Annotated in this window: 24 protein-coding genes; 11 read left to right on the top strand and 13 right to left on the bottom strand. The window is 69.5% G+C overall.

The features are described 5' to 3' along the window. The first annotated feature begins 3 nt into the window (after positions 1–3). Both AKH00_RS13840 and AKH00_RS13845 read left to right on the top strand, forming a co-directional pair. On the top strand, positions 4–474 hold the full coding sequence (locus AKH00_RS13840) for a TY-Chap domain-containing protein (RefSeq protein WP_050723327.1): 471 nt from the start codon (positions 4–6) through the stop codon (positions 472–474). 18 nt (positions 475–492) lie between these two features. Then, positions 493–978: a DUF6301 family protein gene (locus tag AKH00_RS13845; RefSeq protein WP_152926199.1), complete on the top strand. Its 486-nt coding sequence runs from the start codon at positions 493–495 to the stop codon at positions 976–978. Positions 979–1,106: 128 nt separating this feature from the next. Here the strand turns inward: AKH00_RS13845 and AKH00_RS13850 are convergent, their stop codons facing one another. Then, positions 1,107–1,580, bottom strand: coding sequence for a recombinase family protein (locus AKH00_RS13850; protein WP_050723329.1), 474 nt, complete (start codon positions 1,578–1,580; stop codon positions 1,107–1,109). A gap of 52 nt (positions 1,581–1,632) precedes the next feature. Next, positions 1,633–2,622 carry a malate dehydrogenase gene (locus tag AKH00_RS13855; RefSeq protein ID WP_050723330.1) on the bottom strand — a complete coding sequence of 330 codons (990 nt, stop codon included), beginning with the start codon at positions 2,620–2,622 and terminating at the stop codon, positions 1,633–1,635. A gap of 63 nt (positions 2,623–2,685) precedes the next feature. On the opposite strand from AKH00_RS13855, the gene ypfJ reads away from it, so the two are divergent. After that, entirely contained in the window at positions 2,686–3,564 is an 879-nt protein-coding gene (gene ypfJ, locus AKH00_RS13860; RefSeq protein ID WP_050723331.1) for a KPN_02809 family neutral zinc metallopeptidase, read from the top strand. Here ypfJ and AKH00_RS13865 read toward each other — a convergent pair whose 3' ends face one another. After that, a complete protein-coding gene (locus tag AKH00_RS13865) occupies positions 3,565–4,194 on the bottom strand; it encodes a hypothetical protein (protein ID WP_050723332.1) in 630 nt (209 codons plus the stop codon). It lies immediately after the preceding gene. A 51-nt stretch (positions 4,195–4,245) separates the two neighbouring features. Here AKH00_RS13865 and pip point away from each other — a divergent pair, with 51 nt between their 5' ends. Continuing rightward, the gene (gene pip / locus AKH00_RS13870) at positions 4,246–5,208 is read left to right on the top strand and encodes a prolyl aminopeptidase (protein WP_050723333.1); all 963 of its coding nucleotides are present in this window, start codon (positions 4,246–4,248) and stop codon (positions 5,206–5,208) included. A 77-nt stretch (positions 5,209–5,285) separates the two neighbouring features. Here pip and AKH00_RS13875 read toward each other — a convergent pair whose 3' ends face one another. From AKH00_RS13875 to AKH00_RS13885, 3 genes are read right to left on the bottom strand one after another with little or no spacing between them, the layout of a single operon-like run. Next, complete coding sequence (locus AKH00_RS13875; RefSeq protein ID WP_050723334.1) at positions 5,286–7,049, bottom strand: aldehyde dehydrogenase family protein; 1,764 nt, start codon at positions 7,047–7,049, stop codon at positions 5,286–5,288. A gap of 28 nt (positions 7,050–7,077) precedes the next feature. Beyond that, positions 7,078–8,487, bottom strand: coding sequence for an MFS transporter (locus tag AKH00_RS13880; protein ID WP_050723335.1), 1,410 nt, complete (start codon positions 8,485–8,487; stop codon positions 7,078–7,080). 34 nt (positions 8,488–8,521) lie between these two features. Continuing rightward, positions 8,522–8,785, bottom strand: coding sequence for a glutaredoxin family protein (locus AKH00_RS13885; protein WP_050723336.1), 264 nt, complete (start codon positions 8,783–8,785; stop codon positions 8,522–8,524). Positions 8,786–8,875: 90 nt separating this feature from the next. Here AKH00_RS13885 and AKH00_RS13890 point away from each other — a divergent pair, with 90 nt between their 5' ends. The 7 genes from AKH00_RS13890 (at position 8,876) to AKH00_RS13920 (ending at position 16,931) form a co-directional block, all read left to right on the top strand. Next, entirely contained in the window at positions 8,876–9,268 is a 393-nt protein-coding gene (locus AKH00_RS13890; protein WP_050723337.1) for an SIP domain-containing protein, read from the top strand. A 76-nt stretch (positions 9,269–9,344) separates the two neighbouring features. Next, positions 9,345–10,562 carry a glycosyltransferase gene (locus AKH00_RS13895; protein ID WP_050723338.1) on the top strand — a complete coding sequence of 406 codons (1,218 nt, stop codon included), beginning with the start codon at positions 9,345–9,347 and terminating at the stop codon, positions 10,560–10,562. A gap of 248 nt (positions 10,563–10,810) precedes the next feature. Then, positions 10,811–13,609 (top strand): right-handed parallel beta-helix repeat-containing protein, encoded by a 2,799-nt coding sequence (locus AKH00_RS13900; RefSeq protein ID WP_050723339.1) that lies wholly within the window; start codon positions 10,811–10,813, stop codon positions 13,607–13,609. Positions 13,610–13,730: 121 nt separating this feature from the next. Further along, positions 13,731–14,789 (top strand): ABC transporter substrate-binding protein, encoded by a 1,059-nt coding sequence (locus tag AKH00_RS13905; protein WP_050723389.1) that lies wholly within the window; start codon positions 13,731–13,733, stop codon positions 14,787–14,789. A 68-nt stretch (positions 14,790–14,857) separates the two neighbouring features. Further along, positions 14,858–15,589 (top strand): ABC transporter ATP-binding protein, encoded by a 732-nt coding sequence (locus AKH00_RS13910; protein WP_082297641.1) that lies wholly within the window; start codon positions 14,858–14,860, stop codon positions 15,587–15,589. Then, positions 15,586–16,413 (top strand): ABC transporter permease, encoded by an 828-nt coding sequence (locus AKH00_RS13915; protein WP_050723341.1) that lies wholly within the window; start codon positions 15,586–15,588, stop codon positions 16,411–16,413. Before AKH00_RS13910 ends, AKH00_RS13915 begins: the two co-directional genes overlap by 4 nt. A gap of 62 nt (positions 16,414–16,475) precedes the next feature. Continuing rightward, a complete protein-coding gene (locus AKH00_RS13920) occupies positions 16,476–16,931 on the top strand; it encodes an RrF2 family transcriptional regulator (RefSeq protein WP_050723342.1) in 456 nt (151 codons plus the stop codon). Between the two features lie 3 nt (positions 16,932–16,934). On the opposite strand, the gene AKH00_RS13925 is transcribed toward AKH00_RS13920, so the two are convergent. The 7 genes from AKH00_RS13925 to AKH00_RS13955 all read right to left on the bottom strand — a co-directional run bounded on the left by AKH00_RS13925 (position 16,935) and on the right by AKH00_RS13955 (position 24,036). Further along, entirely contained in the window at positions 16,935–17,675 is a 741-nt protein-coding gene (locus AKH00_RS13925) for a phosphotransferase (RefSeq protein WP_050723343.1), read from the bottom strand. A gap of 170 nt (positions 17,676–17,845) precedes the next feature. After that, positions 17,846–18,784 carry a sulfotransferase domain-containing protein gene (locus tag AKH00_RS13930; RefSeq protein WP_050723344.1) on the bottom strand — a complete coding sequence of 313 codons (939 nt, stop codon included), beginning with the start codon at positions 18,782–18,784 and terminating at the stop codon, positions 17,846–17,848. Position 18,785: 1 nt separating this feature from the next. After that, on the bottom strand, positions 18,786–20,030 hold the full coding sequence (gene cysN, locus AKH00_RS13935) for a sulfate adenylyltransferase subunit CysN (protein ID WP_082297642.1): 1,245 nt from the start codon (positions 20,028–20,030) through the stop codon (positions 18,786–18,788). A gap of 2 nt (positions 20,031–20,032) precedes the next feature. Then, positions 20,033–20,953: a sulfate adenylyltransferase subunit CysD gene (gene cysD, locus AKH00_RS13940; protein ID WP_050723346.1), complete on the bottom strand. Its 921-nt coding sequence runs from the start codon at positions 20,951–20,953 to the stop codon at positions 20,033–20,035. Next, complete coding sequence (locus AKH00_RS13945; protein WP_050723347.1) at positions 20,950–21,708, bottom strand: 3'(2'),5'-bisphosphate nucleotidase CysQ; 759 nt, start codon at positions 21,706–21,708, stop codon at positions 20,950–20,952. The genes cysD and AKH00_RS13945 overlap by 4 nt, the downstream gene beginning before the upstream one ends. Positions 21,709–21,865: 157 nt before the next feature. Continuing rightward, positions 21,866–23,044, bottom strand: coding sequence for an adenylyl-sulfate kinase (gene cysC / locus AKH00_RS13950; protein WP_050723348.1), 1,179 nt, complete (start codon positions 23,042–23,044; stop codon positions 21,866–21,868). Next, positions 23,041–24,036: a sulfite exporter TauE/SafE family protein gene (locus AKH00_RS13955; protein WP_050723349.1), complete on the bottom strand. Its 996-nt coding sequence runs from the start codon at positions 24,034–24,036 to the stop codon at positions 23,041–23,043. The genes cysC and AKH00_RS13955 overlap by 4 nt, the downstream gene beginning before the upstream one ends. Positions 24,037–24,050 lie beyond the last annotated feature (14 nt).

Genomic DNA, 24,050 nt, shown 5'->3' on the forward strand with positions numbered 1-24,050 from the left:
CGGATGTCTGCGTGGGATGAGTTCGAGAGCGCGCTGGCTCGCGTGTTCCGTGACATCACGGATCGTGTGTTCGTGATCATCGCAGCCGAGGCCGACCCGACGCGCTACGTGCAGTTCGCGGGGCAGCCGTCGAGGCTCGACGCCGAGGCGCCGGGGGCGGACGTCGTCTCGGATGCCGACGAGTCTGTGCTACGCGCATCCGGTTGGATGGCGCCCACCACCGAGCAGCCGAACTGGACCGCCGCGCTCGCGCTGCCGGCTCTCCACGGAGAATACGCGGATCTCGCTTCGCGCTGCGTCGCCGCTCTGCGCGATGCGTTCGGGATCGGTGCTCCGGAGGAACTCGCCTATCGTGCATGGCGGGAGGCTGAGCAGATGCCGCGTGGCGTCACGTGGTCGAAGGAGCGCATCGCCGAACTCGATCCCGGAGCGGACTTCGTCGTGCTGTCCTCGCTCGGCATCTCGGCTGACTGACGCCCCCGAGGTGCTGCGGTGAGCTGGAAAGTGATGCCTGCCGCTGAGGCCTGTGACCTCATGGACTTCTGGATCGCCGCGGCGTGGCCGCTCTCGCAGGAGGAAGTCCAGCGCTTGGGCGTCGAACGCTTCGGGTGGACGATCGAGGTCGACAACGGGAAGTCGTACCTGTTCAATCGGGTGTCTGATTTCACCATTCCCGACGTCATGACCATCGCCTACAAAGACGTCGTCAACTATGCGACGTTGCGCCTCTCCGACACGATCACACCCACGACCCCCGATTCGACCGCATTCCTCAACGATGCCTTCACACTCATGGTCCGTGAGGGCGAGTCCCGGTGGGGCAAGACGATGCTGCGCGACATCGAGGGCACGATGGCGGCGCGGTGGGACGTCGCCGGCGGCGCCCGTATCCAGTTCTCCTTCCGTCCCGCCGGGATCACCGCGAAGTTCGAGACTCCGCAGGGGGTCGCGGTCGAGCGGAAGGCGGGCGGCCGCTGATCGCCCGAGCTGATTCCGCCCGGTGAGACGTGGTCGCCCGAGCAGGTCGCCGAACTCGATCCAGGAGCCGACTCCGTCGACTTCTCGACCCTGGGGATCTCCTCGGACTGGCCGGTCCGCGAGCGCGCTCAGCGGGCGGCGGCGTCGGCGAGGTGCCGGGCGTTGTGGCTCAGGACCTTGACGATGATTCCGTGACGGCGCAGCTCCGACACCGTGCGGGCGCCCTCGTCCGCATCGCGTCCGAGGGCGCGGATGTTCGCGACGACCAGCACGTCGCCCTTGTGCAGCGTCGCGATCAGGCGGGAGAGCCGATCGTTCCAGCTCTCCAGGATGTCGGGGGCCGGGTGACGGAAGCCCTCGATCGGCACGCCGAAGCGCGTGAGGTCCTCACGCTGCTCCACCACCGAGGGCATGTCGTCGCGCGAGACCACGAGCCCGACGAGACGTGAGCCGTCCGGACGCGCGAGCCAGAAGTCGCGGTTCTGCTGCAGCTCGGTGAAGCACTTCGGGCACTCGGCCGCCGCGTGCGGCAGGTGCAGCGGGCTGGTCAGGGCCTCATCGACGGACGCCGTCGTGGTCGTGGGTTCTGTCGTCTCGCTCATCGCGCACCTCCGGCATCCATTCTGCCCTGAAAGCGGCCGGATCGGTGACGGTTCAGAGGAGCCCGAGCGCGCGGACCGCGTCGCGCTCCTCGACGAGCTCGGCGACCGAGCGGTCGATGCGCGCCCGTGCCCAGGAGCCGACATCCAGCCCCTCCACGACCTGCCAGGCGCCGTCCACGGACCGCACGGGGAAGGAGCAGACGAGACCCTCGGGCACGCCGTACTCCCCGCGGGAGACGACGCCCGCCGAGGTCCAGTCCTCGGTGCCGTGCACCCAGTCGCGCACGTGGTCGAGCGTCGCGTTCGCGGCCGAGGCGACCGAGGACGAGCCGCGCACCTCGATGATCTCGGCACCGCGCTTCGCGACCCGGGGGATGAAGGTTCCGTCGAGCCACGCGGGGACGTCGCCGACGATGGCCTCGAGGGCCTCGCCGACGGGACGGCCGGCTACGGTGGCGTGCGACACATCGGGGAACTGGGTCGCCGAGTGATTGCCCCAGATCGGCACCCGGCGCACGGTGTCGACCGGGACGGCGAGCGTCTGCGCGAGCTGAGCCCTCGCACGGTTCTCGTCGAGGCGGGTCAGGGCGGTGAACCTGGCGGCAGGAACGCCGTCCGCCGAGGCGGCGGCGATCAGGGCGTTCGTGTTCGCGGGGTTCCCGACCACGGTCACGCGCACGCCCGGCGCGGCGTGGGCAGCGATCGCGGCGCCCTGAGGTCCGAAGATGCCGCCGTTCGCGGCGAGGAGGTCACCGCGCTCCATGCCCGGCCCGCGCGGGCGCGCGCCGACCAGCAGGGCGAGGTCGCAGCCGTCGAAGCCGACGGTGGCGTCATCCGTCACCTCGACGTGCTCGAGCAGGCCGAACGCGCCGTCCTGCAGTTCGAGCGCCGCGCCCTCCGCCGCGCCGAGCCCCTGCGGGATCTCCAGCAACCGCAGCCGCACCCTCTCGTCCGGGCCGAGGAGGTCTCCGGCGGCGATGCGGAACAGCAGCGCATATCCGATCTGCCCGCCCGCGCCCGTGATGGTGATCGTGGTCGTCATGCCCCGAGCCTACGACGGGTCGCGGTGCGCGAGCACGGAGTCGGGCCGGAGTACTCTCATGGCATGACCTTCAATCCCGATGCCGACGTCTCCGGCAGCACCGCCCGCCGCAAGGGTCGGGGCGCCGTCATCGCGGGGGCCGGCGGCGTCGGCATCCTGGGCATCATCGCGCTGATCGCGGGCCCGTTGCTCGGCGTCGATCTCACCGGCCTTCTCGGGGGTGGGGGTGGAGGGAGCGGCAGCGAGCCGGCGGAGGGCAGCGTGATCGAAGGCTGCCTCACGGGCGAGGACGCGAACGAGAACGTCGACTGCCGCGTTGCGAGCGCGCAGCTCGCGCTCGACCAGTACTGGGGCGAGCACGTGGAGAACTACCGCGCACCCGGGTTCATCATCGTCGACGGCGCCACGGCGACCTCCTGCGGCACTGCGTCCAACCAGGTCGGCCCGTTCTACTGCCCGCCCGACGAGACCGTCTACATCGACCCCACGTTCTTCCAGCTCATGCAGCAGCAGTTCGGGGCGTCGGCGGGAAATCTGGCCCAGCTCTACATCGTCGGCCACGAGTGGGGTCACCACATCCAGAACATCACGGGCGTGATGACGGCATACCCGAACAACGGCACGGGGCCCGAGAGCAACGGCGTCCGCATCGAGCTGCAGGCCGACTGCTACGCGGGCGCCTGGATCGGTCAGATGACGGAGCAGGAGGATGCCGACGGCGTGCCGTACCTCGAGAAGCCGACGGAAGCGCAGCTGCAGGATGCCGTCAACGCGGCGTACACGGTCGGCGACGACCACATCCAGGAGCAGTCCGGTTTCGTGAACCCGGAGAGCTTCACGCACGGCACGAGCGAGCAGCGCAAGTACTGGTTCGCGAGCGGCTATCAGAACGGTCTCGACGTCTGCGAGCAGCCGCTCACCCTCGCCGGCGACCGCCTCTGATCAGACGCCGTCGAGGCTCGTCTTGCCGAGCGCGGCGGCGAGGTCGTGCTTCTTCGCGTCGAAGTAGCGGTCGGGGTCGACCGTGATCGGCTCGCTGTCGATCCACAGCACGTTCCCGTCGACACGCAGCACGCCGATGTACATCGCACGGTCCGCGTCGGACGACCAGATCGTGAGGAGACGCTCGTCCCCGGCATCCTTCTGCATGGCCGTCAGCGCCGCGATCACACCCTGGCTGTCGGCGCTCCCTTCGCGCAGCGCCGCGATCGCCCGGTCGACGGGGAAGCGGGCGCTGAAGCCGTGGATGACGGGGTTGAGCAGCACGCCGCCGCCCTTCACGCGCCACCGGCGGGCGCCGAGGAAGATCATGACCACGCTCACGACGATGATGATCGGCGGCAGCGCGAAGGCGCCGGCGATCGCGAGCCCCCCGCGGACGCGCCCGCCGAGGAGCTCGACCGTGCCCGTCGGGTTGAGGTACACGAGCAGGGCCACGACGGCCATGATCCCGGCGACGATCGCCCATCCGGTCGTCTTTCGCGGGGAGCGCTCGGCCGTGAACAGATCGGGGCGGGTCGCGAACCATGCGTAGAGGTTGCGCGACTTCGAACGCAGCGGCGTGAAACTCATCCGACCACGCTAGCGTGTAGACGTTGGACTGCTTTGACCCGGGGGTCGACGATGAACCTGGATGCGCTGTATCCGCCGATCGAGCCGTATGAGACCGGCGAACTGCTGGTGGGCGACGGCCACCGCGTCCACTGGGAGGTCAGCGGCGATCCCGAGGGCAAGCCGGTCGTGTTCCTGCACGGCGGACCCGGCAGCGGCACCTCCGCCTGGCAGCGGCGCTTCTTCGATCCCGAGCGCTATCGCATCGTGCTGTTCGACCAGCGAGGGTGCGGTCGCAGCACGCCGCACGCGAGTGCGCCCGACGCGGATCTGCGTCACGTGACGACGGCGCACTTGATCGCCGACATCGAACTGCTCCGGCGCAACCTCGGCATCCGGGCCTGGCAGGTCTTCGGCGGATCGTGGGGGAGCGGCCTGGCGCTCGCCTACGCGCAGGCGCACCCGGAGTCCGTCACCGAGCTCGTGCTCCGCGGCATCTTCACGCTGCGTCGCGCCGAGCTGGAGTGGTTCTACGAGGGTGGGGCCGCTGCGCTGTTCCCGGACCTGTGGGAGGACTTCCTCGCGCCGATCCCGCCGATCGAGCGCTCGCACCTCGTGCACGCGTATCACCGGCGGCTGTTCGACCCCGATCCCGCCGTGCACGAGCCCGCTGCGCTGGCGTGGTCGCGCTGGGAGGCGTCGACCGTCACGCTGCGGCCCGATGCCGAGCAGATCGCGGCGATGTCGGACCCGCGCACCGCTACCGCGTTCGCCCGCATCGAGAACCACTTCTTCGTGCACGGCGGATGGTGGCGCGAGGGGCAGCTCATCGAGGACGTCTCGCGCATCCGCCACATCCCCGCGGTGATCGTCCAGGGGCGTCACGACGTGTGCACGCCGATGATGACCGCGTGGGACCTGCACCGCGCGTGGCCCGAGGCCGAGTTCGTCGTGGTGGACGACGCCGGTCACTCGGCGGCCGAGCCCGGCATCCAGAGCGCGCTGCGCGCCGCGACCGACCGCTTCGCCGGCTGACCCCAGACCGTCTATCTCTGCCGTTCGGCACGAATAGACGGTCTGTTCGCGTCATACGGCAGAAATAGACGGTCGGGTCAGGCGCGCAGCGCCCGCGCGAGGGTCTTCACGAGCCCGAGCACGCCGCCGTTCGCGCGGAACCGGGTCAGGCCCTCGCTCACCTCGGCGCCCGTGCGCGCGGACACGAACCAGGGCGGCGTCGGGAGGATCGTGAATCGCCCGCCGCCGTTCACGATCGGAAGCGCCCGCGGGAGCGGGCGGAAGGGCCCGCGCACGATCGACCGCTCCACGCCGTCGAGCAGCAGCGCGTTGTGCACCACTCCGATGCCGCTCCCGACGTCCTGGATCGTGTTGCCGGGGAACGCGCCCCACGACAGGGTCGGCGTGAGGAAGCCGAAGGCCGTCCATCCGTTGATCGCGATCGATCCGTAGCGGAGAGCGGTGATGGCCCTCTCGAACCCGGCACCCAGCGCCTTCTCGGTCGCGGGGTCGATCAGGAGGTTGGCCCCCAGCGTGCCCTGCAGCTCGTCGTTCGCGTATGCCACGGCGGCATCGAGGAAGTCCTGGCCGGTGCCGGGCACGCTCACGACGCCCAGCACGGGCGAGAAGTACTCGGTGCTCTGCAGAGCGCTCGCGTCGTCATCGGCGTCGATCTCGACGAGCAGACGGTCACCGAGCACGAGGGCATCCGGGTACGCATCGCTCGCGAGCTCCATGCGGGACGTCGAACCCGGATACCAGATCGGCCGCTCGGGGGCGTTCGCGTACGCGCGGCGCAGTGCGGCGCGGAAGGCGTCCGCCTGATCCCAGTCCTCCGAGAGGATCACGACCTGACCCGCGATGCAGTTGTGCCCGCCGTTCTGCAGCCGCATGGTCGCGACGTGCTCGGCCTGATACGCGAGATCCGCGTCGGTCCAGCGTCCGGGGACCACGATGATCGGCGAAACCCCGCCGAGCTCCGCCGTGATGGGCTTCTTCAGCTGCGGGCGGCTCTCCCGGCGGCGTCGGGCGCCCGAGGCTCCGGTGCCCCACACGATCGCGTCGAACGTCGCGGCGGAGCCCGTGATGTGCACGTGCACGAGGTCGCGGTGCCCCGTGAGGTACGCGCCGACCGCCGGCCCGCCGCGCACGATGCGCAGGAACCCGGGGCCGATGAGCGGCGCGAGCGCGCGCTTGAAGACCGGCACCAGTGCATCCTGCGTGGGATTGACCTTCAGCAAGGCGGTGCGGTTGTGGGCGAGCAGCTCGTAGAGCACGTCGAGCACCGGGATCGCGGTCACATTGCCGGCTCCGAGCACGAGGCCGACGCCCCCGGAAGCGGTCGGTGTGCGCTGCGCGAGCCCGGCGGCGGCTCGCGCCGCGTTCGGCGTGATCCCCGGTTCGAGCCACACCTCGCCCGTGAAGCCCGAGAGCAGGAACCGGTCGATGCCGGTGAGAGGGAACGCGTGCACGCGCGTCCGCCCGCCCGGCGCACGGTCGATGCGCACCCCGTCGAGCGGGTTGCGTCCTGAGGCCAGGCGGGAGAGCGTCTCGATCGACGCGTCGAGGTAGCCGAGCACCGCATAGGGGCCGCTCAGCCATTCCTCGCCGCGCAGCGGATGGCGGGCATCGAGGCCCTTGGATGCTGCCGCCGTGACGGCCCAGTCCTCGGCGGCGGCCGCGACGTTCGTGCGCACGGCCCGCAGCAGCGTCACCCGCTGCGCGAGCGTGAGCGCGGCCCACGTCGTCGCGCCCGCCTGCAGGTCGGCGACCGCGGTGTCGAGCCGCTCGCGTTCGCCCTCGTCGACGGCGGCGGCCTTCGAGGGACTCTCGTTCGTCGGACGGGTGGTCGCAGAAGTCATCGGCGTCTCCTTCGGACGGGTCTCCAGCTTAGGCCGCGGGCGACTGTTCGATGTCGGCGCGGCGCAGCCGATAGCCGCGCAGGGTCAGCAGGCTCCCGGCCATGAGCAGAGCGGGAAGGATGCTGAAGCTCAGCACGATCCCGGTCACCGCCTCGGCGGGCTGCGAGGCGGTGACCCCCGCGACCGAGGAGACGTAACCGGTCGCGGCGAGCGTGAGCGCGACCACCGAGGCTCCCAGCGCGAAGCCGATGGTCTCGCCCGCCGTCCAGACTCCGGTGAAACTCCCGGACCGTCCGGAACCGTTCGTGCGGCGGTCGTGCGAGATGACGTCGGGGAGCATCGCCATGGGGAGGCACTGCAGCCCTGCGTAGGCGATGCCGGCGACCGCGACGGATGCGTAGATCCACGCGCCGGGCACCCAGACGGCTCCGACGATCGACGCCGCGGCGAGGAGGAACAGCACACCCGCCGCGGCGAACGCGCGCTCCTTGCCGGTGCGGCGCGCCGCGAGGGTCCACAGCGGTGTCGCGACGAGCGCCGGGCCGACCAGTGCGACGAACAGGAACGTCACGGCCCCCTCCGAGCGCAGCACCCAGGTGGCGACGTACTGCGCCGCCGCGAGCATCGTGCCCGTCGCGAGAGCCTGCAGCAGGAAGGTGCCGAGCAGGGCGCGGAACGGCTGACTGCGCCGCAGCGTGTGCACGGCATCGGCATACTGCGCGCGGATGCCTCCGGCTGCGGCTTCTGGCTGCGGGCCGCCGGAGACAATGTCGGATGCCGTCGTGGTGCGCCGCGCCGCGGCATCCGCCGTCCGTGTCGCGACGAGCATGCCGATGCCGATCGCGACCCCGGCGACGACACCCATCACGAGGTAGCCGGTGACCTGGTCCGGCCCTGCGCCCCGGAGCTCGGGGCCGCCGGCGCCGAACAGGAGGATGGCCGCGGTGAGCACGATGACCCGCCAGCCGAGCAGTCGCGTGCGTTCGTCGTAGCCGTCGGTGAGCTCGGCGGGCAGGGCGACGTACGGCACCTGGAAGAGGCTGAACGAGGTCGCGGTGGCGAGGAAGGCGAGCAGGACGCAGGTCGACCCCGCGAGCGGGCCCCAGGAGGGCGGCACCGCGAACGTGAGGGCGAAGAACACCGGCAGGGTCAGCGCCCCCAGCACCATGAAGCCGCGACGCGATCCGGTGCGCGCGAGCTGACGGTCGGAGGCGGCGCCGATCAGCGGGTCGATCACGACGTCCCAGATCTTGGCGAGCGTGACGATGAGTCCGGCGGCGAGCGCCGCGACGCCGAGGTTGTCGGTGAGGAAGTAGGTCAGCACCAGGCCCGGAAGCGTGGCATAGCCACCCGTGCCGAGCGAGCCCACCGCATAGAGCGCGATCGTGCGCGCGGGGAGGCGCAGCGACTCCCTCTCGGGTTGAGCCTCGGTGCTCATCGCGCCAGTGTAGCGGTGGCGCGATGAGACGGGGTCAGATCAGCGAGAGCTCGCGGAGCTTGGCCTCGACGTCGGCGTTCGACGGCTCGACGTGGTGCGAGGAGTCCGGGTACAGCACCACGGGGATGTTCGTGCGACCCGAGATCTCCTTGGCGACGTCGGCCGCGGACGGGTCGGCGACGAGGTCGACGTAGGTGTACTCGACGCCGAGTTCGTCGAGCTGCTTCTTGGTGCGGATGCAGTCACGGCACCAGTCGGCGCCGAACATCGTGATCGCGGATGCTGCGGGAGAGGTCATGCATCCAGCGTACGACGGTCCGAGGGGGAGGGCGCCGACGTCATCCCCAGGGGTTGTTCGGTTAGGTGAGCCTTACCTATACTGAACGGCATGAACACCGCGTGCGAGCACCTCGAGGACCCGGACTGGGAGAGCATCGAGGGGGCCGTGCTCATCGCCGGGGACGCGGCGGACGTCGGAGTGATCGCCGGAATCGCCGCACGTCTTCCCTGGGATGCCGATGGCGTGATCCTCGTGGAGGCCGCGGCCCGCATTCAGTTCCGCCACATCGACGTCCCCGAGGGTGTCTCCGTGCGGTGGCTGCTGCGCGGCGACGGCATCCGGCAGCACGCGAAGGGGGAGCGTCTGGCGAACGCGGTGCACTCCTGGTGCGTCGAGTGGACCTGCTCGGAGCCGCCCGCTCAGTGGACCGTGTGGCTCGGCGCCCACACACCGCCGCATGTCGCGCGCATGGCGCGCAGTCTGCTGGGCGTCGCGCACTGAGCTCTGAGCCGGCCCACCGGCGCACGGCCCGTTCGGGACCGTGCGGGTTTCGCTGCCCATAGCAACCCGTGGAACTATGGATGCCGCGGCGGATTTCGCTGCGTCGAAGGGGGAGCTCGTGGAGTCAGCGGTCACGGTGATCGTTCCGACGTTCAACGAACGCGACAACGTCGCGGAGCTCGTCGCCCGCACCGCGGCCGTGCTCGCCGGACGCGAAGCCGAGATCCTCTTCGTCGACGACAGCACCGACGACACCGCCGCCGAGGTCGAGCGCGTCGCCGAGACCGCCGTGCTCCCCGTACGGGTGATCCACCGCGCCGAGAACAGCGGCGGACTCGGCGGCGCCGTGGTGGTCGGTCTGGGCGCTGCCGCGCACGACCTCTGCATCGTCATGGACGGCGACCTGCAGCATCCACCCGAGCTCCTTCCCGCGCTGCTCGCACGTCACGCCGCGGGCGACGCCGACGTCGTCGCCGCCTCGCGCTACATCGGCGGCGGCGACACGAGCGGACTCGGCACCGCGGTGCGATTCGGCGTCTCCCGCGCGGCCACATGGCTCACGCGCGCGATGTTCCCCATCCGCCTCGCGCGCAGCACCGACCCGATGACCGGCTTCTTCCTCGTCGACCGCGCGCGCCTCGATCTCGCCTCGCTCAAGCCCCAGGGATTCAAGATCCTCCTCGAGATCCTCGCGCGCACCGATCTGCGGATCGCCGAGGTGCCGATGGAGTTCGGGGAGCGCCGGCACGGCACCTCGAAGGCCAGCCTGCGACAGGGAGGCACCTTCATCGCCCACCTCGCGCGTCTGCGGTTCGGCAAGATGTCGCTGTTCGCGCTGATCGGCGCGATCGGGGCGTTCGCGAACCTGGGCATCATGTGGGCGCTCACGGCTGCGGGCATGCCGTACGTGTGGGCGGCCGTCATCGGCGCCGAGGTCACGATCATCGGCAACTTCCTCCTGCAGGAGCGCTACGTCTTCGCCGACATGCGCACCGATGCCCGCGCGCTCTGGGTGCGCTTCGCGACATCGTTCGCGTTCAACAACGTCGAGGCGGCGCTGCGCATCCCCGTCATGGCGCTCATGGTCGAGACCTGGCACATCTCCAGCGTGCTGGCGACCGCGCTCTCGCTGATCGTCGCGTTCTTCGCGCGCTTCCTGTTCCACTCGCTCGTCGTCTACGCGCCGTCACGACGACGGGGAGCGGATGCCGTGGCAGAGCCGAAGCCCGACACGGCGGCGCTGCGGGTGATCCGTGCGATCGACGCCGAGGTCATGAAGCCCGGGGAGCTCTGATCGCGGAGGTCCCTCACAGTCGGCTCCAAGGGGAAAAGGCGCGTGCCACTCGAATACGAGCGTTTCCGCGGGGCGAACTATGCACCTCGAACCTGACAATTTCCCGAAAGAAATCTGGCAAGGGTTTGAGGATCCGCGGCGGCCTGTGTTTGATGGGGGCGACCGTTACCGAATCTTCATCGTCAGTGGCGGATACCTCCTCCCGATAGGTACCCGAAATGCGTCCTCCCCTTTCTCGTCATGCCCTGGTGACCCCCCTCGTCGTCGCCGCCCTCGCGCTCGCCCCGCTCTCGGCCAGCGCATCGACCGATCCGTCCGACCCCTCCGATCCCTCGATCACGGCTCCTGCGGTCGCACCCGACCCCGCCGTCGGGGGCACGCAGGTCTGGGGTGACGGCTTCGCCCGCGGCGATGGGAAGGGATGGGGCGACGGTTACGTGTCGACGCCCGCTTACGTCGCGTCCGTGCAGGACGGCTCGGGCGTGATCGCGCTGCGAGGCGGCCACCGCAGCATCCTCGCCGCGACGACGGGAGTGGCCGCCGACGGCGTCGTCGGCGCGACGCTGCAGTTCTCCAGCATCCCGAACGCCGGTTACGGCGCGACGACCATCGTGACGTCGCGCAACGGCGAGACCGGCTCCTACGGCGCGCGCTTCCGCCTCGACACGCAGTCGCGCGGCGTGCTGTCCATCGCCCGGTACGACGCCGACGACGTGCAGACCGTGCTGCGGCAGGATCTGCTCCTGATCGACGTGGTCCCAGCCGACGCCGCCGTGCGGGTCGAGATCGAGACCGTGGGCTCCGAGGACGTCACGATCCGTGCACGCGCCTGGATCGCGGGCGCGGAGGCCCCCGACTGGCAGATGTCGGTGACCGATCGGTCTGACGCTGCCATCACCTCCGCCGGCACTTCCGGCATCTCGACATACCTGTCACCCGGCAACCGCTCCCTCGCCGTGCGCGTCGACGATCTCAGCCTCGCCTCGACCGAGGTGCTCCCCGTGCCTGTCCCCGAGCCGGAGCCCTCGCCCGAACCGACGCCCGCGGTCGAGCCCACGGAACAGCCGACTCCGGTCCCTACCGATGCACCCGTCCCCGAGCCGACGGACGAACCCTCGCCGACTCCGACGCAGGAGCCCTCGCCCGAGCCCACCGTCGGACCCACGCCGGCCCCGACCGAGGAGCCCTCGCCGGAGCCGACCGCGACGCCGACTCCCCGCCCGACCCCCACGCCTGCGCCGACCGCGACACCGACGCCGGCTCCGACGCTGTCTCCGTCTCCGACGGCGTCGCCGACTTCCACGCCTACGCCGACTCCGACTCCGACTTCCACGCCGTCGCCCACGCCCGAGCCGACTACACCCCCGGTCACCACCCCGCCGCCGACGACCACGCCGCCGACCGGCACCACGCTGGCGGGCTCCATCCCCGTCGGACAGACCGCGTATCCGGTGCCTGACGGAGCGATCCACGTGATTCCCGCGGGCTCCCGGGCTTCGGGTTCCGGCAGCGCGGCGAACCCGATCGCGGGCGCTCAGGCCGCGATCGACGCGGCGCCGAGCGGCGCCACGATCGTGCTGCACGCAGGCACGTACCGGGAGAGCGTCACGGTACCGTTCTTCAAGAAGCTCACGATCCAGTCGGCGCCCGGCGAGGCCGTGTGGTTCGACGGATCGCGCCCCGTCTCCGGGTGGACGGCGTCCGGCGGCACCTGGGTCGCGCCGTGGAGCACGTTCTTCGACTCGCGCGTCTCGTTCAGCCAGGGCCGCGACGAGACCAGCTGGTGGGTCAACTCGTCGAACCCGCTCGCCGGCTTCCCCGATCAGGTCTGGATCGAGGGCACGCCGCTCACGCAGGTCGGCAGCCGCTCGGCCGTGACCGCGGGAACCTTCTACGTCGACCAGAGCGCACGCCAGCTCGTGATCGGCTCCGACCCCGGCGGACGCACGGTCTCGGCGAGTGCCCTCGCCAAGGCCATCAAGATCCAGGGTGCCGGGACGACGGTGCGCGGCATCGGCGTGCAGCGCTATGCCACGACCGTCGCTCTGCTCGGCGCCGTGAGCGCCGAGGTCGACGGGATCACCCTCGAGAACATGGTGATCCGCGACAACGCGACCGTGGGCCTGTTCGCCTGGAACGACCACAAGATGATCCGCAACGTCACCGCGACCGGCAACGGTCTGCTCGGCATCGCGGTCAACGACGTCACCGACCTCACGATCGAGAACTCTCTCATCACCGGCAACAACGCGGCGCGGTTCAACTACACCCCGGTGGCCGGCGGCGTGAAGATGTCTCGGGCCTCCGACGTCACGGTCACGCGCAGCATCATCTCCGACAACGTGGCCTCCACGGGGCTGTGGTTCGACGTCTCGAGCTCCGACCTCACGATCACCGACAACGTGTTCGAGGGCAACGGCCGCGAGGGAGTCGAGATCGAGCTGAGCCAGACCGCGATCGTCGCCGGGAACTACATCATCGGCAACGGCAACAGCGGATTGTTCGTGTTCGACTCCGGCGACGTCGACGTGTGGAACAACACGATGGTCGGCAACGGCCGGACGATCACCTACATGCAGGACGAACGGCGCCAGGAGGTCGCGAGCCTGCGCAGCCTGATCCCCTGGGTCACGAGCGATGTCGTGGTGCGCAACAACGTCCTGTCCTACGGCGGCCAGGCTTGCCCCATGCTCACGCAGGACCTCACCAACCGCTGGTACGGCAACGACTTTGGCGTCTCCCAGGATGCGAATCTGTACCACCGCACCTCGGCGTCCTCCCCGTCGAACTTCGCCTGCTGGGCCGACGGACCGAAGGGCACCCGCGGATTCACCACCATCGAGGAGTTCCGCGCGCACACCGGCGGCGACGCCCGCTCGGTGCTCGTGCAGGGTGCGCCGGTCGTCGACCCGGTGACCTGGCAGCTCACCGCCCCATCACCGGTGAGCGGGGCGTTCTCGCTCACCGGCACCGTGGCGGCTCTGCTCGGCATCGCACCGGGCACGGTCACGGTCGGTGCGCCGAAGCCGCCGGTGACCGCGCGGTGACGGGCAGTCTCCGGCGGATCCGGAATCGTGTGTTGATCATTTCCTAGTTATATGGTCTGATATACGGAGATTGCGTCGGTCCAAGGGGCTGGGGAGCACCGCCGACGTACTGGGGATCATCATGAAAAGAACACTGCTGTCTGTTGCTGCCCTCGTGGTGGCAGGTCTTGCGTTCTCGGGCTGTGCGACGGATTCGTCGCCTTCCGCCTCCGGAGAAGGATCTGGTCCGTCCACCGACGAGGTCCGGATCGGATACTTCCCGAACTTCACTCACGCGCCGGCGATGGTCGGCCTCGCGAGCGGCCGCTTCCAGGAGGCGCTCGGCGACGATGTCACGATCGCGACGCAGACCTTCGACACCGGAACGACGGAGATCGAGGCGCTGTTCGCCGGATCCATCGACATCGGTTTCATCGGTCCGAGTCCGACCGTGACCGGCTGGGCGAAGTCCGGAGGGCAGGCGCTCCACGTCATCGCCGGCGCTGCCTCCGGAGGAGCGTCCCTCGTGGTCCGCGCGGGCATCGACACGGTCGAGGACCTCGAAGGGGCCACGATCGCGACGCCGAGCCTGGGCAATACGCAGGACGTCGCTGCTCGGCACTGGCTCAGCGATCAGGGCTTCGAGACGAACCTCGAAGGGGGCGGCGACGTGCACATCACACCGATGGACAACGCGACGGCGTTGCAGACGCTGGCCACCGGCGGCATCGACGGGGCCTGGGTTCCCGAGCCCTGGGCGACTCGTATGATCGAGGAGGCCGACGCGCACGAACTGGTGGACGAGTCCGACCTCTGGCCTGGGGGGCAGTTCGTCACGACCAACGTCATCGTCTCGACTGCCTTTCTCAATGAGCACCCCGACGTCGTCGACTCCTTCCTCTCCGGGCTCGCACTCACGCTCGACGACATGGCTGCCGACCCGGATGCGGCGCAGGCCACGGTGATCCAGGCGATCACAGACCTCACAGGCTCGTCGCCGAAGGCAGACCAGCTCGCGACGGCGTGGAGTCACATCACTTTCACGATCGACCCTCTTGCTGAAACGCTCGAGACCCAGGCGCTCCAGGCCTTCGACCTCGGACTGCTCGACGCGAAGCCCGACCTGGACGGCCTCTACTCCCTCGATCCTCTGAACGCGCTGCTCGAGGAGCGCGGCGAGCAGAAGGTGAGCGGACTGTGAGCGTCGCGCAGCCGCTGGCGGTCGACGCTCTGCGCGTCGACACGGCGGTCGACATCGAGCACGTGTCGATGCGCTACGGCCGCGGTGACGCTGGCACGCTTGCTCTCGACGATGTCAGTCTGCAGGTCGGCGCGGGGGAGTTCCTCTGTCTGCTGGGCCGGTCCGGATGTGGAAAGAGCACGTTGCTGTCTCTGATCGGCGGGCTCGAACGGCCGACCGCCGGGACGATCGACGTCGGAGGGCGACGGGTCGGGACGATGTTCCAGGACTCCTCGCTCTTCCCTTGGCTCACCGTGGCCGGCAACATCGAACTCTCCCTGGCTCTCTCCGGCGTCCCACGTCGGGATCGCGCGTCCCGGGTCGAAGAACTCCTCGACATCGTGCGTCTCCCCGGTACGGAGCGCAAACGTCCGCACGAGCTCTCCGGCGGCATGCGCCAGCGCGTCGCGCTGGCACGCACTCTGGCACAGGACTGCCAAGTCCTGCTCATGGACGAACCCTTCGCCGCGCTCGATGCGATCACCCGGGATGCCATGCACGACGAGATCGAGCGGATCTGGATGGAGCGGGAACTCACCGTCGTCTTCGTGACACACAATGTTCGTGAGGCCGTGCGTCTGGGAGACCGCGTGATGCTCATGAAGCCGTCGCCGGGGCGGATGGCAAGAGAGATGGTGGTGGACGTCCCGCGTCCGCGCCGGATGGACGCTCCGGAGATCGCGCTGCGCGCAGCCGAGCTCCACGACGAGCTCGACCGGCAAGAGCGTCTCGCCACGCGGACGGCAGAGGCCGTCGCATGAGCGCGACGACGCAGATCGCTGCCGTGCCCACGACGGCGCGCACCCGCCGTATCTGGAACGCCACCTGGCCGGGGATCATGGCCATCGGCATCGTCCTGCTCGCCTGGCAGCTGCTCTGGCTCACGAATTGGAGACCGCACTGGGTGCTGCCGGACCCCGCTACGGTCGGCGCCGAACTCGGCGGCATGATGCTGGATCCCCGATTCTGGCAGGCGCTGCTCACGACGATGACGCGGGGCATCGTCGGCTTCGGTATTGCGCTCGTCGTCGGAACCGTCCTCGGGGCGCTCGTCGCGCGATCCCGCATTCTGCGATCGGCGATCGGTTCGCTGCTCACCGGCCTGCAGACCATGCCGTCGATCGCATGGTTCCCGCTCGCCATTCTCTTCTTCGGAGCGACGGAGGAGGCGATCCTGTTCGTGATAGTGCTGGGGGCTGCGCCTTCGATCGCCAACGGGCTCATCGCGGGCATCGATGACGTGCCTCCGCAACTCCAGCGCGCGGGGCACGCTCTCGGCGCGCGGGGCTTCACGCTCTTCCGCACTGTCATCCTCCCGGCTGCGCTGCCCACCTACGTCGCCGGACTCAAGCAGGGGTGGGCATTCTCCTGGCGCTCACTCATGGCGGGCGAGCTGCTGGTCGTGATCGCCGAGCGGGCGTCGCTCGGGGCGCAGCTGTCGAACGCCCGGGCTTTCGCCGACGCTCCCCTCCTGCTCGCCACGATGATCGTGATCCTCGTGCTCGGGATGCTCGTGGACGCGGCTTTCACACAGCTGGCCAACCGCATCCGAGCGCGCCGCGGACTCGGCACCGTGCGTCTCTGACTCCGACCGATCGTCACTCCCTATACTCACTAGGGGCTCGCACGAAGGACGGGAGATGGGCGATGCAGATCACGGCTCGCGTCGACTATGCGGTTCGGGCGCTCGCGGAACTCGCTTCCACAGATGGCCGTGCAGCTTCCCGCGCGGAGCTCGCCGAGAACCAGGACATCCCCGCGAAATTCCTCGAAACGATCCTCGCCGACCTCAAGCGCGCGGGCGTGGTGCGTTCTCAGCGTGGGGCGCACGGCGGCTACACCCTCGCCGCCCGCCCGGAGGACGTGTCGATCGCCGATGTGATCCGCGCGGTCGAGGGGCCCTTGACGAGCGTTCGCGGTTCGGCGCCCGAGGACATGGAGTACGCGGGATCCGCCGCCCAGCTGCGCGACGTGTGGGTGGCCGTGCGCGCCGGGATCCGTCAGGTGCTGGAGAGCACGACCCTTCAGCACCTCATCGACGGGCGCCTCCCCGACGGCGTCCAACGCCTCCTGGAGGACAGCGAGGCCTGGCGGAGGCGCTGATCGTCAGCGGGCCACAGGGATCGCGCGCAGGACGTCGCGTGTGCGGGTGATCTCGGCCGCGGCATCCGGCTGTGTGGCGATGCGACCGCTCAGGAGATCGTCGACCCATGCGTGTGCCTCGGCGGGAGCGCTGACCGGCAGGGGCGTCCCCAGCGACACGTGTGCAGTGAGTGCGCCGTAGAGCGCATCGACGCCGGGGGGTGCGTATGCCGCGTCCTCCCAGTCGATCACCTGCACGGCACCGCTGATCCGCCGACGAAGATTCCAGGGCGACAGGTCGCCGTGTGCCACCGTCCAATGCGGCGGCACATCCGCGGGCCGGTCGAGTGCGTCCGACAGGACGTCTGAGATCTCCGCGGCCACCGCCTCCCGGGTACGGCTGCGGCGGACGGCGCCGAGCGGATAGTTGGGCACCGACTCTGAAAGCATCCACCCGAGACCGTTCACGTCTTCGGCCGCGACGAGCTCGGCGACTCGGAACGTCTCGGGGCGGGCTCGGTTGAGGGCGCGGACCACCCGCGCCTCGTGGTTCACGCGCGCGACGTCGTTGCTGACTCGGACGAACCCGACGCCGCGTCCCTCGCGCAGCAGGAGGGCCGACAGGCCCACCCGACCCGTCTGCGGGCGGTGGTAGACGGCGACGGAGTCGACCCGTCCGACGTGACTCGTCCACTCCTCGAGCAGGCCGCTCCACACCTCCTCGGGCAGCGGCGGTGTCCACCGCGCGCGTTCGCCCGGAACCACCCGAGGACCGACGACTCGTGCCCCGGCGTAGAGGATTCTCTGCGCGAGGACAGCTGCTGGTCGGCAGCTCGAGTGCAGCGACAGCCCCGCGGCGACTGCACGTCGTCCCTCTGCCGGAATCAGGATGTGGCCGGACCTGGGGAACCGGATGTGCGACGAACCGGGCTCGCTCATCCCCACGGCAGTCGTCGTCCGACCATCTGCTCGAGCTCGGCGATGTCGGGTGCGAGCTCGGCGCGCAGCCGATCAGCGACATCCGGCGGCAGACTGCCTCCGGATGCGGCGTTGCGTCGCTCGCCGGCGCGGATGCCGCCGGGATCGACACCGAGGAACTCTGCGACCTGGGCGACCACGGCCGTCTGATCGGCGTAGTACTCCTCGCTGGGCACCACCAGAATGTTCTGCATGCCGTAGAGATCGGCCCAGCGTCGCAGCGCGCGCGCGTAGTGCGATTGTGCAAGGTAGGACTGCTGCTCGTGGGCGTAGCTGCGGTAACGCGGATCGGCGATGAGGCGTTCCTCCTCGCCGGCGAGGCGGTCGCTCTCCGCCGCGAGTGCGTCCTCGAAGTCCAGATGCTCGGCCTTGCTCCGTCGGCGCTCCTTCCAGTGCGAGTAGGTGCGCTGCACGGGATCGCGAAGTATGAGGATCACCTTCACGTCCGGCAGCGCCGCATACGCGCGCTCGGCCGCGAGCGGGTGGAAGAGGTAATAGGGCGACGCTTCTCCGACGATGACGGGTCTGCCGAGGCGCTTCTCCGCGCGCCGACGCGACCCCCGCGTCGGCATGTGCGACCTGTACCACCGAAGACCGCGAGCGTATTCCGAGTCGAAGAAGTGGATGCCCTTCGTGGCCGCCGCCTTGGGAAGGTAGTCGGGGGAGGGGAACAGCGGGATGATCTGCGGCACCTTGAGGAGGTCGTAGTACAACGAGGTCGTGCCGCCCCGCTTGGCGCCGATGATGAGGAAGTCGGGATCCTGCCGCTGTCCGGCCGTGAGCCGACCCCACGTCCTGAAGACCTCGCTTCCGAGGCGGAAGGCAAGGCCTATGACGCCGCGACGACGCTGCTCGCGAAGCCGGTCGGCGTCGCGCTGTCCAGTCGAAGCGCTCATCTCAGTTCTCCGTGATGAAGCCCGCGCCGACCGTGCGGTTGGTCGACTCGTCGATGATGATGAAGGATCCCGTGTGCCGGTTGCGTCGGTAGGGATCGGTCAGAAGCGGCTGTGTCGTCCGCAGACGCACGCGTCCGATGCCGTTGAGCGGAAGCTCGCCGGGAGCCACATCACGACGCAGGGTGTCGATGTCGAGGGAGTAGTTGATCTCCTTCACCATCGCTCGTACCGTGCGCGTGGTGTGCTTCACCGCGTACTTGGCGCCCGGTCGGAGCGGCGTGGAGTCCATCCAGCACACCATCGCGTCGATGTCCTGCGTGACGGTCGGCTGGTTGTTGGGACGGCAGATCATGTCGCCCCTCGAGATGTCGACCTCGTCGTCGAGCTGCACCGTGATCGACTGCGGCGGGTAGGCCTCGTCGAGCGGGCCATCGGCGGTGCGCACCTCCTTGACCCGCGAGGGGAGCCCCCCGGGCAGGGTCACGATCTCGTCGCCGGGTCGGATCACGCCACTGAGCAGCTGACCGGCGTATCCGCGGAAGTCGCCGCGGCCGTTCTGGGGCCGGATCACGTACTGCACGGGGAAGCGAACGTCGATGAGGTTGCGATCGCTCGCGATGTACGCGTGCTCGAGGTGGTGCAGCAGCGCGGAGCCCTCGTACCACGGCATGTTCGTCGAGCGTGTGACGACATTGTCGCCGGTGAGCGCGGACAGTGGGATCGAGGTGACGTCGGCGAAGTCGAGTCGAGCGGCGAAGTCCTCGAACTCGCGCGTGATCCGTGTGTACACCTCCTGCGACCAGTCGACCAGGTCCATTTTGTTGATCGCCAGGACGACGTGCGGTACGCGCAGCAGCGAGACGATCGTCGCGTGGCGGCGGCTCTGCTCGAGGAGACCCTTGCGGGCATCGACGAGGATGATCGCGAGATCGGCGGTGGAGGCGCCCGTCACCATGTTGCGGGTGTACTGGATGTGCCCGGGGGTGTCGGCGATGATGAACTTGCGCAGTGGGGTCGAGAAGTAGCGGTACGCGACGTCGATCGTGATCCCCTGCTCGCGCTCCGCGCGCAGACCGTCGGTCAGCAGGGCGAGGTCGACGTAGTCGTCGCCTCGCTGGGTGCTCGTGCGTTCGATCGCGTCGAGCTGGTCGGTGAAGATCGACTTGGAGTCGTACAGAAGCCGCCCGATGAGCGTGCTCTTGCCGTCATCCACGGACCCCGCAGTCGCGAATCGGAGCATGTCCATCATCAGAAGTACCCTTCCTTCTTGCGATCCTCCATCGCAGCCTCGCTGACACGGTCGTCGCCTCGGGTGGCGCCGCGCTCGGTGACGCGTGTGGCGGCCACCTCCTCGATGATCTGCTCGACCGTGCTCGCCTCGGACAGTACGGCAGCGGTCAGCGTCGCGTCGCCCACGGTGCGATAGCGCACGGAGCGGCGCACGACCTCTTCTCCATCGCGGGGTTGGATGAACTCGTTCACCGCGAAGTACATGCCGTTGCGTTCGACGACGTCGCGCTCGTGCGCGTAGTAGATCGAGGGGAGGTCGACGCTCTCTCGGGCGATGTAGTGCCAGACATCCAGCTCGGTCCAGTTCGAGATCGGGAAGCAGCGGATGCTCTCGCCCTGATGGATCCGGGCATTGTAGAGGGACCAGAGCTCGGGGCGCTGATCCTTGGGATCCCACTGTCCGAACTCGTCGCGGAAGGAGAAGATGCGTTCTTTCGCTCGAGCCTTCTCCTCGTCGCGGCGGGCACCGCCCATCAGAGCGCTCAAGCCATGGGTCTCGGCGGTGCGGAGGAGGACAGGCGTCTGGATGCGGTTGCGAGAGCCATCGGGTGCCTCGCGGACGAAGCCCTCGGCGATCGCATCGGGCACGGACCCGATCACCAGGCGCAGATCGAGCTCGGCGACGCGGCGGTCTCGGAACTCGAGGACCTCGGTGAAGTTCTGGCCGGTGTCGACATGGACCACCGGGAACGGGATGGGACTTGGAGCGAACGCCTTCGCTGCGAGGTGGAGCATCACCGCGGAGTCCTTACCCCCGGAGAACAGCATTCCCGGATGCTCGTTCTCGGCGACGATCTCACGGATGATGAAGATCGCCTCCGCCTCGAGCTGGTCGAGGTGCGAGACGTGGTAGCCGCTCGCGTTCGCGGTGTCGTTCATGAGCTCGGCCTCTCGGTGATCAGGTCGATTGTCTGGCGGATGCGGTCGGCGATCGTCGGATTGCAGACGATCAGGTCGGGGAGGTACGGGTCCTCGCGGTTGTAGACGAGCGGTGAGCCGTCGACGCGGGAGGTGAAGAGACCCGCGGCTCTCGCCACGGCGACCGGCGCGGCCGAGTCCCACTCGAACTGGCCCCCGGTGTGCACGTACGCGTCGACATGGCCGCGGATCACGGCGCACGCCTTGTAGCCGGCGGAGCCCATCGGCACGGTCTCGGCGTCGAGCTCCGCCGCCAGGGCCTCGACCAGCGGAGTCGCTCGGCTGCGGGACACGGCGAGACGGATGCGCGCCGGCTGCTCCCAATCGCGCGGTGTCAGATCGGTGGTGAGCACGTCGTCCAGGGCGGGCAAGGCGACGGCGGCGGCGGTCAGATCGCCGTTCTCCCAGAGCGCGACGTGGACGGCCCAGTCCTCGCGCATCTCGGAGAACTCGCGGGTCCCGTCCAAGGGATCGATGATCCAGACCCGGTCGGCATCCAACCTGGTCCGGTCGTCGACGGCTTCCTCGGAGAGCACGCTGTCGTCCGGGCGGGACTCGTGCAGACGTGCGGCGAGCAGCTCCTGGCTCGCGCGGTCTCCGCGGTCCTTCAGCGCCGGAGTGCCGACGTCGGCGGGAAGCGCCGCGCGCTGCACATCGAGCAGCTGCTGCCCGGCCTCCTTCGCCAGCGCAGCCGCCAGGCTTGCGTCGTTCGTCACGAGTCCCCCACCTCTCGAGCGCGCGAGAACGCTCGGCTCATGCGACCACACCCGCTCTGCGCGGCTCCCCAGAACCGCCCTTCGATGCACGCGAGTGTCATCTCCCCTTCTGAGTCAGGGTAGCGGATCGCGGGCCGATGAGCCACATCCCGGCGACTCAGCGTGGCGATGGGCCTTCCGGGAGCACGCCACGTGACCGCAACGCACTCATGACGACGGCCACGCACTCCTCGACGGATGCGGACGACGTGTCGATCGCGGCATCGGCATCGACGGGGTCCTCGTAGGGTGAGTCGATGCCGGTGAAGTCCGAGATCAAGCCCGCTCGGGCCTTCGCGTACAGACCCTTCCGGTCCCTGGCCTCGGCGACCTCGAGAGGCGTCGAGACGTGGATGAGGATGAACGGCGAGCGCGGCTCGACCTTGCGGCGCATCTCGGCACGTGACGCGGCGAACGGGGCGATCGGCGCGCACACGGCGATACCGCCGGCTTCGGCGACCCGTGCGCCCACCCAGGCCACGCGTTGCAGGTTGCGGTCGCGGTCCTCCGCGCTGAATCCCAGCTCTCCGGAGAGCTGCCGACGGACGTCGTCGCCGTCCAGGAGCACGGGCGTTCGGTCTGCGTGCGCGTGGAGGTGCTCGACGAGAGCACGGGCGACGGTCGATTTGCCGGAGCCGGACAAGCCGGTGAAGACGACGACCGCGCCGGTCGCCGTGGACGCACGTCGGTGCCGTAGGTCGACGATCTCCGCCGCTCCGAGTGACCGGCACACGCGGGCGAGCGCGTCGTCCGTTCGAAGCGCGGGTCCGTCGGGGACGAACCACAGGCGGCTGTCCGGGGTCATCGAGGCGACGGCGTCCAGGTCGTCGAGCGCCCGTGCGGTCGTGGCTCCGACTGAGGATCCGCAGAACACGACGTCCAGAGGGCGTCCGTCGGCGATGCGGAGAGCCGTGAGGACGTCGGGCGCACGCACCTCGCCGCCGAACAGGGCGACGACGCGTCCGTCGAGGCGGGACCCGGAGGTGAGACGCGGATGCGACGGCCCGTGCCCGAAGGGTCTCAGAGGCGTCACCCTGCCTGCCACCCAGGAATGCGCGGGGCGCTCGGCGGCTCGGGAGCCGGTGATGCGGACGGACGCGACCGGCGTGCCGTCGGGATCGAGGAGTTCGACCGTGGATCCCGGTTCCGCCGGGGGGCCCGGGATCGCGAGCGAGGTCACGTCCGAGGGAGCGGCCGCGGGCAACCCGTAGGACGGGAGGCCTGTCAGTCCGCTCAGAAGGAGCTCGAGAGCGTCGAGCTCCCCGCCGTGCAGGACGGCGCGACGGTCGTCGGTCATGGCGTTCCTCCGCCCGGTGGATCCGAGGGGTCCGGGCGCCCTGCGTTCTCCTCGGCGCGTCGCTTCTCCTCCCGGTACCGACGCATCTCGACGCTCGCGAAAGCGGGGAAGCCGTTGCGGCGGCGGAGATACGCCCACAGCAGGGGGCCGCAGACGAGCGCGACGACCAGGATGATCCCCGTCGGGAGGTCGGGGACGCCCAGCAGCTTCAGACCCGATGCGAGAAGCACGAATGCCAGGACGCGACGCACGGCCCCACCCGGAAGTCGCGAGGACAGCTGCGCGCCGATGAACGCACCGGGGACGCTGCCGATGATGAGCGGCAGCGAGACTGCGAAGTCCAGTTCGCCGAACATCGCGTGGCCGATGGCGGCGGAGACCACGAGCGGCACCGCCTGAACGAGGTCGGTGCCGACCAGGCGGCTCGCGGTCAGACCCGGGTAGAGGAGCATCAGCCCGATGATGATGAGCGACCCGGATCCGACCGAGGTCATGCCGACGATGAGACCGCCGACGACACCGAGGAGGATCGTGGGGATCGGGCGCGCGACGACGTCCGGACGCTCCTGGGAGAGCGGGGCTCCACGCCCGTCGCGCGTGCGCGCGCGTTCGGTGAGGCGCATGTACGCGCGGATCAGCAGCATCGCAGCGGAGAAGAGGATGGCTGCCCCGAGGGCGAGCTTCACCGCCGCCTGCACGTCGGCGCCGTCGCCCAGGGCGCGGAGCACGAGGACGCCGCAGAACGCGGCGGGCACCGATCCGATGGTCAGGTACAGCACGAGCCTGAGATTCACGGTGCCGCGTCGCAGGTGCACGACGGAGCCGACCGGCTTCATGACGGCGCTCGCGACCAGGTCGCTCGAGACGGCCGTGAGCGGGGATACGCCGAAGAACAGGACGAGCATGGGCGTCATCAGCGCACCGCCGCCCATGCCGGTGAGCCCGACGATGATGCCGACGGCGAACGCTCCGATGATCAGGCCTACGTCCATGCCCGGCATCCTTC

It is taken from the genome of Microbacterium sp. GCS4, assembly GCF_001262495.1.
Classification (GTDB): Bacteria; Actinomycetota; Actinomycetes; order Actinomycetales; family Microbacteriaceae; genus Microbacterium.